Here is an 8,381-nt window from a genome sequence, read left to right on the forward strand (position 1 = left end):
TCAAGACGGAATTTGCCGCCGGACAGTTGGGGAGCGGTCCGGGGGCGGCTGCTGGAGGATGGGCCTGGTGGGCGAGGGGGAGTTCGTGGAGTGGGGGCCCATCCACCGGCAGCTTCTTGATGCAGGACAGAGGTCAGGGCACGTCGAGCGTGGCGATCCGTTCCCCGATGGGGGGATGGCTCATGCCCCTGAGGACGAGCCAGCGGGGCGGCTCCGGGTCCATCTTGTTCACCCGGGCGGCCTTCACCAGCATGCGGCGGAAGGCGTCGCGGTCTCCGGTGAGTCGCAGGCCGTAGCGATCCGCCTCGCGTTCGCGTTCGCGGGAGAGGGCCCCCGAGATGGGGGCCCCGATGTTGATCAAGAGGAAGACGAGGAACGAGACGAGGGGCAGGGTGCGGATGTCGCCCGTGCGTTGGACACCCCACCAGCCCCGGCGGGCGGAGAGGCGCAGCACCTGGTCGATGAGGAAGAGCAGGGCCACCAGGGCCAGCGACGAGGCGATGCGACCGGGCCAGCGGGCCTCGTTGACGTGCCCCGCCTCGTGCGCCACGGCGGCGAGCACTTCGTCCTCGGAGAGTTCCTTCACGATGACGTCGTTGAGGACGATGGTGCGCGTGGGGCCCTGGCCGGCGAAGTACGCCTGCACGCGCTTGGACGTCACGGACGTCTTCTCCACCACCACGTCGGAGAAGGGGATGTCCGCCTTCTTCATCAGCTCGGTGATGCGCGAGCGCAGCGGGCCGTCCTGGAGGGGCGCCTGGTCGAAGTAGAGGCGGGCGCGGTACGGGTCCAACGCCGCCGCCACCAGCATCAGCAGCGCCACCGGCACGCCCAGCACCAACCACCAACGGCGCACGCGGCGGGCCAGGCCGTACATGCCTACGACGAGCGCGGTCAGCGCGAGCGCGGTCACGACGATGCCCTTGAACCAGATCCAGGCAAAGGTCAGCGGCGTGAGGTTGGACATGCCGTACCGGTGTTCCAGCACGTAGTAGAACCAGACGTTCGCGGGGGCGTAGAGCACCTGGGTGGCCAGGTCGATGAAGAGGGCGAAGAAGATGGCGGCGCCCCAGCCGGACTCGCCCCACAGCCGGTCCATCGCCATGAAGAAGGCGCGGCTCACCGGCGCCGTGCGAAGAAAGCCGAACCTGCGCTCCAGGGCCGCGGCCGCCGCCGTGGCCCCCCGGTAGATGGGGCGCACGAGCACCGCCAGCAGCAGCACCGCCAGCGCCACCTGCACCAGCGGGTCCACCGCCGCGCGGATGTAGTGGGGCTGGTGGTAGGCGTGGATCTCAGCGAGCTGTTCGGGGGTGAAGAGCGGTTCCATGGGCAGTGGACCGCGAGGCTACGCCCCCAGGTGGCCCCGTGCCCAGCGGGCCCCCGTCAGGCCGCGGGCTCAGGAGTGCGGCGCGGCGGCGCCTTCGGGCTCGGGGGCGCTTTCGCCGTCCGCGTCCGCGAGCAGCAGCCTCTTCACCTTCTCCAGGCTCTGGCGCGTGCGGTCCACGAAGGCGCTCTGCGAACCGATGCGCTCGGCGGCCTCCAGGGTGCGCTCGTAGATGTTGATGGACTTGGTGAGCAGCACGCGGATCTTCTTGCGCAGCTCCTGGCGGTAGACGCCCGCCTCCTCGGCGTTGAGCTCCGGGGGCGTGGGCGAGTTCACCATGTGCTCGTAGAGGTTCTCGTAGAGGGCGCCAATCTGCGCGCCCGCGGCGGTGGCCCAGTAGCCGTTGCCCACGCGGATGGAGCGCAGGTAGTGGCCCTGCGCGGACAGGAGCAGCTCCGCCTTGTAGTTGAGGTCCTTCGCCAGCCCGTCGCTGCCCCGGCTGGCCTCCAGCTTCACGGCCTCGTAGTGCAGCCGGTAGATCTCCCCGACGAAGAAGTGCGCCTGCGCGGGGAAGTAGTCCTCCACCTCCGCCTTGTCCGGCAGGGCGTCGTAGGCGGTCAGCGCCTTGCGCAGCGTGGCCTCCGCGTCGTCCGTCTTGCCGGACTCCACCTGGCAGATGCCCTGCTGCACCTGGGCCTCGATGCGGCGGCCCGCGGGCAGGTCGTCGCGCGCCACCAGCGTGGACAGCATCTGGGTGGCCTCGTCGTAGCGCTCCAGGTGGTAGAGCGTCTCCGCCACGCGGAAGGATGCCTCCAGCGCGTCCCCCTGGCCCTTCGCCGGCTCCGCCAGTTCAGAGAAGCGCCCATAGGCGTCATCCCATTCCTTGAGGCGCTGGTGCGCGAGCCCCGCGTTGTAGAGCGCCTGGCGGCGGTGCGGGCTGTCGGGGTGGAAGTCCACCAGCCGGCCGAAGTAGCGCGCCGCCTGCTTGAAGTCGTTGGCCGCGAAGGCGGAGGTGCCGCCGGCGAAGAGCTCCTCGTCGTTGAGGCGGTCCAGCTCCAGGTCCGCCGTCACCGTCACGGGGTCGAACTCCACCACCTGCTTCGCCTGTGGTGCGCCCGGCTTCGCCGCCGTGCCCGTCGTGCGGCAGCCCGTGAGCGTCAGTCCCAGGGCCAGCGCGCCCAGCCCCAGCCATCGCCGGGCGCCTCCGGTTGCACTCATCCGTTTCATGCCGTCCATGCGCCTGCTTCCTTCCGGAGTCCGCCTGTCCCGCCGTGGCTTGCCGGACATCGACATCCCGGAGACCCGGTGGGTTCCCTGGAGGTTCCACCGCCTGCCTTCGGGCCAGGCCAGTCTAATGCGGGGCGCGTCCCCGCGCTGCGCGCCGCACGCCTGCCATGCCTGCCGCCGGAAATATCCGCCGGAAACATCCCCCAGAAGCTCTGGGGGGCCGGCGTCACGCCCGGTGGGGGAGGGGGCTCAGGCGAGGATGTCGTCGCCCAGCAGATAGCGTCCGGTGTTCCACAGGGCGGTGAGGTCGTGCACGTCCAGCCCGAAGCGGGGCACCTGGATGAGGGGCGTGCCCGGACAGGCCGCGCGCAGCTGCGCCATGCCCTCCAGGTCCTGCTGGGCGAGCACCTGCAGCTCGCGCAGCGTCTCCTCCACCTTCGCGCGCCGGGTGGGCGTCAGCGAGGCCGCGTCCTTCCACAGCTCCGGGGTGGGCACCGGGTGCACGCGGTTCACCACGATGGCCGTCATCTCCATGCGGTTCTGCTTGAGCAGGCCGTGGAAGTGGATGGCCTCGTCCAGACGCTCCGGGTTGGGGCTCGTCACCAGCACGAACCCCGTCGTCTTGTCCTCCAGCAGTTCGCGCACGCCGCGCGCCCGCTCACGGAAGCCCTCGTTCATGGAGGAGAGCGTCACCATGAAGGACGACAGCTCCTGGAGCATCTCCGTACCGGTGAAGCGCGACAGCGCGCGCGTCACGTAGCTGCCGCCCAGGTTGAAGAGCGACAGGCCCACCTTGCCCGCCTTCAGCGCGGGCGTGAGGAGCCACTTGGCCGCTTCGTTGTCCAGGAAGTCCAGCACCCGGTTGGGCGCGTCCAGGAAGTCCAGCGCGTGCGCGGTGGGCGGCGTGTCCAACACCACCAGCTCGTAGTCCTTGCTGCGGCGCAGGTCCCACACCTTCTCCATGGCGATGTATTCCTGGCTGCCCGCCAGGGCCGTGGAGAGGGACTGGTAGAAGCGGTTGGCGAAGATGCGCTCGCGCTGCTCGGGCGGGGCCACGCGGGTGATGAGGTCGTCCCAGGTGGCCTTCATGTCCAGCATCATCGCGTGCAGCGCCGCCTTGGGGTGCACGCCCAGGGGCTCCAGCGCGGAGGCCGGCACTTCGGCTTCCGTGTTGCCCAGGCCGGACAGGCCCAGCGAGTTGGCCAGGCGCTTCGCCGGGTCGATGGTGCACACGATGCTCGGGCGTCCATCCACCGCCGCGCGCAGGGCGAGCGTCGCCGCCACCGTCGTCTTGCCCACGCCGCCCGAGCCCACGCAGATGAGCACGCGCTTGTTCGCGAGCGCCGTTTGCAGCGCCGTCATGCTCCCGCGCCTCCCGTCACCAGTGTCTGCAGGTGGCCCATCACCGTCTCCACCGCGTCCCGTCCGAAGCGCGGCACGAACAGCCGCGGCACCGTGTACACCGGCGCGTGAAGGTTGCGCTCCAGCTTCGTTCCCGCCAGCACCGCTTGCGAGGCCCGGTCATGGTGCGCCTTCGCCACCTTGAGCAGTTCCGGAGAGCCCGAGAGCGCTTCCAGGTCCGCTTCCGTGAAGCGCTGCGGAAACGCCTGGTTGAGCACCGCCGCGTGCGTGCGGATGTGCACCCGGTCGCGCAGCGCGCTGTGCAGCTCCAGCGCCTCGTTCACCGGCATCTCCTCCGGCAGCGCCACCAGCACCGCGGCCGTGACGCCGGGGTCCACCAGCAGGTCGCGCATCTTCAGCGCCTCGCGCGTCATCGGTCCCGGCGGCACTGTCTGCAGGAGCACCTGCGGCACGCTCAGGAAGGAGATGGCGTGGCCGGTGGCGGGCGCGTCCAGCACCACCGTGTCGTACTTCCAGCGGCCGTCCGGCAGCTTCTCCTGGAGGTGGAAGAGGATCTTCCCCAGGAGGACCAGCTCCTGCAGCGACGGGATGAAGCGCAGGAAGTAGCGCACCAGCCGGTTCTCGAAGACCGTCTTGTAGAGGGTCTCGAAGCGCAGGACCATCAGGCCGTACTCGCGCATGGACTCCTGGGGGCGCACGTCCACCGCCCAGAGATTCTCCTCCAGCTTCTTCACCTCCGGGCCGGCTTCGGGCAGCTCCAGGAAGCGGCTGACGCGCTCCTGCGTGTTCACCTCGCACACCAGGGTGCGGCGCCCGGCGCGGACGGAGGCCAGGGCCAGCGCGGCGGCGACGGTGGTCTTTCCCACGCCCCCCTTGCCGGAGACGATCCAGAGACGTTTGTCGAGCAGTCCGGGCATAAGGGCGCGCGAACCGTAGGGATGGCCCCCTGGAGAGTCAACGAGAGTCCACGACGGGAAACACCCATTGTTGCCCTGCTTGACACGTCGCGTTGGCCCCTCCCAGAGTGCGGCGTCTTCTTCCCGACGTCCCGCCCGTCCCCGGGGCCGAAGCCCGGCGGGCCAGGACCTGAACGGTTCCAAGCCATGCTCAAGAACAATCCGATGATGAAGATGCTCGTGGAGACGGGCGAGGAGCGCGTGGGCAAGCTCGCGCAGCAGCTGCTCTCCAACGAGAAGTTCGTGGCGGCAGTGCAGTCGCTGGTGTCGCGCTCGCTCGCGGCCAAGGGAACGCTGGACACCGCGCTGCGCACGGCGCTGTCGGCCATGAACCTGCCGTCCACCGCGGACCTGGAGCAGCTGCGCTCGAAGGTGGATGACCTGGAGCGGCTGCTCTCCTCCGTCGAGGGCAAGGTGGACACGCTCGTGGAGCACGCCGCTTCGAATTCGAACCCGAAGAAGAAGTAGCGCACGCCTTCCCGGGGGCATGGCCATGCGTCGCATCGCGTTCATCAACGAGAAGGGCGGCACGTGCAAGACGACGCTCGCGGTGAACACCGCCGCGTGGCTCGCGCTGACGAAGCACTGCCGCGTGCTGCTGGTGGACCTGGACACGCAGGGCCACGCGGGCAAGTCGCTGGGCCTGGATGTGCGCACGCTGCCCCGGAATGTCTTCCACCTGCTCACGGACCCGGATGTGACGCTCGCGTCCGTGATCCAGCCGACGGGCGTGAGCGGCCTGGACGTGGTGCCGGCGTACAAGGAGATGGCGGACTTCCCGGTGGTGGTCGCGCAGGATGCCCGCCGGGCGCACCGGCTGGCGGACCGGATGCGGGAGGCGGAAGCCGCGGGCTATGACGTCGTGCTGTTCGACGCGCCTCCCTCCATGGGGCTCACCACGCGCAACATCCTGGTGGCGGCCACGGAGGTGGTGGTGCCGGTGGCGCTGACGTACCTGGCGCTGGATGGGTGCGCCGAACTGGCGGAGACGGTGCGCCAGGTGGGCGAGTCCGAGGGACGTCCGGACCTGCGCGTCACCAAGGTGGTGCCCACGCTGTACCGCAAGACGGCGCTGGCGACGGCCATCCTGGAGCGCCTGAAGACGTACTTCCCGGACGCGCTCGCGGCCACGCCACTGGGCTACAGCGTCAAGGTGGACGAGGCCCAGAGCCACGGCAAGACGGTGTGGGAGTACGCACCCCGGAGTCCGGGGGCGAGGATGCTCGCGGCCATCGCGGCGGAGATCCACGGCGGGCCCGCCCCGACGAAGCGGAAGCGGGCCCCCCGAAAGGTGGCCTGAGCGGCGCCCGGCGGTGGAAGCCGCTCGGGCACCGGAGGCCGCACCCGACGCCTACGCGGCGCCGGCGTCCTTCTTGTCGGCCTTCTCCACGGCGTCGAGCTTCTTCTCCAGCTCTTCCAGCCGCTGGGTGAGGGCCTGCATGTCGCGGCCCAGGGCGGGGAGGTTGCCGGTGAGGTTCTCCACGACCTGCTTCACGCGCTCATCCACGCGGCGCTGGAAGTCCTCGAAGGCGCGCTGGCTGGCCTTGAGCAGCTCCGCGGGGTTGAGGCTCGCGGTGGCGGCCTCCGCCGAGGTGCCCGGAACAGGCGCGGGGGCGGCGGCGGTGGGCTCCGGGGTGGGTTCCGGCGAGCCGTCCTCGCGGCGCAGCAGCTTGTCCAACCGCTGCTCGGCCTCCTCGCGGATGGAGGCCACGCGCGGCGTGACTTCCTTCTGGATGAACCCGGAAATGGATTCGCCGGGGTGGCGGATGATCTCCCGCAGCACCGACAGCGGCATCTGGTTCTTCTTCTTCTCCTCCTCGAAGATGATCTGCGCCAGGGTGACCGAGGTCAGGTCTTCCTTCGTGCGGTTATCGACAATCCGCACCTCGGTTCCCTCCTTGATCATCGCGGCGATTTCATCAAGGGTGACGTACCGGCTCTCCACGGTGTCGTAGAGTTTCCGGTTCGTGTAGCGCTTGATGATCTTCGGCTCCTTGCTGCTGGGAGCGCCTGCTTGCTCGGCCTCGCTCATGTCTGTCGTCTCCGACCCCGGCTGCGCCTTGGCATTTACTGGTTTACTACTTGAGTTCCAAAGGGGCGAACCTCGTATCAAAGGGGTTCGAAGCGAGCAAGTTACCCGGGTCCGACTCGCCGCGCCCTCTTGGTGGGCCTATGCTCCAACTCCCCCCGGCCCTACCTCATGATCGTCCAGTGCGAACAGTGCCAGACGCGGTTCAAGATCCCCGACGAGAAGGTGACGGAAAAGGGGGTCAAGGTCCGCTGCACCAAATGCCAGAACACCTTTCGGGTCGCGCGCGAGCCCGCGCCTGACCTGAGGGCCCCCCTGCCAGTTCCGGCTCCGGCCGAGCAGGCGGACCCGTTCCAGGCGTTTGGTGCCGCCCCCGAACCCACCGGGGAGGTCACCCGTCCGGGCTCGGCCTACTACGCGCCCGGAGGCCCTGGCGCGCCCGGGGCGAGACCTTCCCCCGCGCGCTCGTGGGGTGAAGTCGATGTGGACATCGACGTGGACGACGCGCAAGCGGCTCCCGTCCGGGCCCCCGCCTCGCAGGGTGCCAGGGGGCCACTGACCCCCTTCGATGCGCCCACGGCGTCTCCTGGCATCGCGGCCCGGCGGCAGGTGGCCCCCGCTCCAGCGCCTCCTCCGGTGAACCTGTCCGGGCTGAACGAGGAGGATCCGTTCGCGGATTTCATGTCCGATGCTGGACCTTTGCCCGCGCCGGCCAGTGCTCCCCCCGTGGCCTTGCCGACATCCCGGCCGGTGGCCGCGACGGGGCCCGGTGTTCCGCCCAGGCCGTCGGTCACGGGCATGCGGTCGGTGCCCCCCGGGGCCTTCGCGCCTCCAGCCCCTCGGGCCGCGCCTCCGGGGGCGTTCGCGGCGGGGCCTCCCGGTGCGCTTCGTCCGGGTGCTTCACCGTCGCCTTCGGCTCCCAGCCCGTTCCAGGCAGGGCCTTCCGCGCCGCCGCCGGGCCTGGGGGCTTTCGGGGCCTCTTCCGCGCCGCTGGAGTTCGATGACTCCCTGGGGGATCCGTCCGCGCACGCTTCGGGGCCTGGGGCTTTCGCCTCCGGACCTTCCGCGCGTTCCACGGGCCCTGGTGCGTTCCCGGGGGCGTCCGACGCCTTCGGGGCCGGTGCTTCCGCGCAGCCTTCGGGCTTGGGTGCCAGGGCCGGAGCTTCCCCGCAGCCTCCAGGGCCTGGGGCCGGTGCTTCCGCGCAGCCTTCCGGCGCGGGTGCCAGGGCCGGCGCTTCCGCGCAGCCCCGGAGCGGACCCGCGCCGACGGGGCGACCCGCTCCAGTCGCGGCCGCCGCTGCCGACCCGCTCTTCGACTTCTCGCTGGACGATGCTCCCGCCGCCGCGCCGCCGGCCGCGAACACCGTCGTGACGGGCGCTCCGCATGGGGCACGCGCCCCTTCGCCCGCGCTCGCCGCACCGGCGCCGAGCTTCGAGTCCGAGGACCCCTTCGCGTCCATCGACCTGTCTCTTATACCCATCT

8 protein-coding genes are annotated in these 8,381 nt (G+C 70.3%); 3 read left to right on the forward strand and 5 right to left on the reverse strand.

What is annotated here, in order from left to right:
* Positions 1-133: 133 nt before the first annotated feature.
* From D7Y13_RS33740 to D7Y13_RS33755, 4 genes are all read right to left on the reverse strand, one after another.
* Positions 134-1,327, reverse strand: a complete 1,194-nt coding sequence (locus D7Y13_RS33740) for a M48 family metalloprotease (protein WP_120585135.1) — start codon at positions 1,325-1,327, stop codon at positions 134-136.
* 69 nt (positions 1,328-1,396) lie between these two features.
* The gene (locus tag D7Y13_RS33745) at positions 1,397-2,551 is read right to left on the reverse strand and encodes a tetratricopeptide repeat protein (protein WP_233595821.1); all 1,155 of its coding nucleotides are present in this window, start codon (positions 2,549-2,551) and stop codon (positions 1,397-1,399) included.
* 249 nt (positions 2,552-2,800) lie between these two features.
* Positions 2,801-3,913, reverse strand: coding sequence for an ArsA family ATPase (locus D7Y13_RS33750; protein WP_120585136.1), 1,113 nt, complete (start codon positions 3,911-3,913; stop codon positions 2,801-2,803).
* On the reverse strand, positions 3,910-4,830 hold the full coding sequence (locus D7Y13_RS33755; protein ID WP_120536139.1) for an ArsA family ATPase: 921 nt from the start codon (positions 4,828-4,830) through the stop codon (positions 3,910-3,912). Before D7Y13_RS33755 ends, D7Y13_RS33750 begins: the two co-directional genes overlap by 4 nt.
* Before the next feature lie 186 nt (positions 4,831-5,016).
* On the opposite strand from D7Y13_RS33755, the gene D7Y13_RS33760 reads away from it, so the two are divergent.
* Entirely contained in the window at positions 5,017-5,337 is a 321-nt protein-coding gene (locus D7Y13_RS33760) for a hypothetical protein (RefSeq protein WP_120536138.1), read from the forward strand.
* Between the two features lie 25 nt (positions 5,338-5,362).
* Positions 5,363-6,169, forward strand: coding sequence for a ParA family protein (locus D7Y13_RS33765; protein ID WP_120536142.1), 807 nt, complete (start codon positions 5,363-5,365; stop codon positions 6,167-6,169).
* A 51-nt stretch (positions 6,170-6,220) separates the two neighbouring features.
* Here D7Y13_RS33765 and D7Y13_RS33770 read toward each other — a convergent pair whose 3' ends face one another.
* A complete protein-coding gene (locus tag D7Y13_RS33770) occupies positions 6,221-6,901 on the reverse strand; it encodes a polyhydroxyalkanoate synthesis regulator DNA-binding domain-containing protein (protein WP_120585137.1) in 681 nt (226 codons plus the stop codon).
* 168 nt (positions 6,902-7,069) lie between these two features.
* Between D7Y13_RS33770 and D7Y13_RS49070 the strand changes: the two genes are divergently transcribed.
* Positions 7,070-8,381, forward strand: a 1,312-nt coding sequence (locus tag D7Y13_RS49070) for a zinc-ribbon domain-containing protein (RefSeq protein ID WP_208734516.1), incomplete at its 3' end; no start/stop codon positions are given.

The sequence above is a fragment of the Corallococcus praedator genome (assembly GCF_003612125.1).
In the GTDB taxonomy this organism is placed as follows: Bacteria; Myxococcota; Myxococcia; order Myxococcales; family Myxococcaceae; genus Corallococcus; species Corallococcus praedator.

Excerpts from the sequence above, each read along its gene's own strand:
- D7Y13_RS33755 (WP_120536139.1), bottom strand. The coding sequence starts at position 4,830 with ATGCCCGGACTGCTCGACAAACGTCTCTGGATCGTCTCCGGCAAGGGG.
- D7Y13_RS33750 (WP_120585136.1), bottom strand. The coding sequence starts at position 3,913 with ATGACGGCGCTGCAAACGGCGCTCGCGAACAAGCGCGTGCTCATCTGC.
- D7Y13_RS33740 (WP_120585135.1), bottom strand. The coding sequence starts at position 1,327 with ATGGAACCGCTCTTCACCCCCGAACAGCTCGCTGAGATCCACGCCTAC.
- D7Y13_RS33760 (WP_120536138.1), top strand. The coding sequence starts at position 5,017 with ATGCTCAAGAACAATCCGATGATGAAGATGCTCGTGGAGACGGGCGAG.
- D7Y13_RS33770 (WP_120585137.1), bottom strand. The coding sequence starts at position 6,901 with ATGAGCGAGGCCGAGCAAGCAGGCGCTCCCAGCAGCAAGGAGCCGAAG.
- D7Y13_RS33765 (WP_120536142.1), top strand. The coding sequence starts at position 5,363 with ATGCGTCGCATCGCGTTCATCAACGAGAAGGGCGGCACGTGCAAGACG.
- D7Y13_RS33745 (WP_233595821.1), bottom strand. The coding sequence starts at position 2,551 with ATGAAACGGATGAGTGCAACCGGAGGCGCCCGGCGATGGCTGGGGCTG.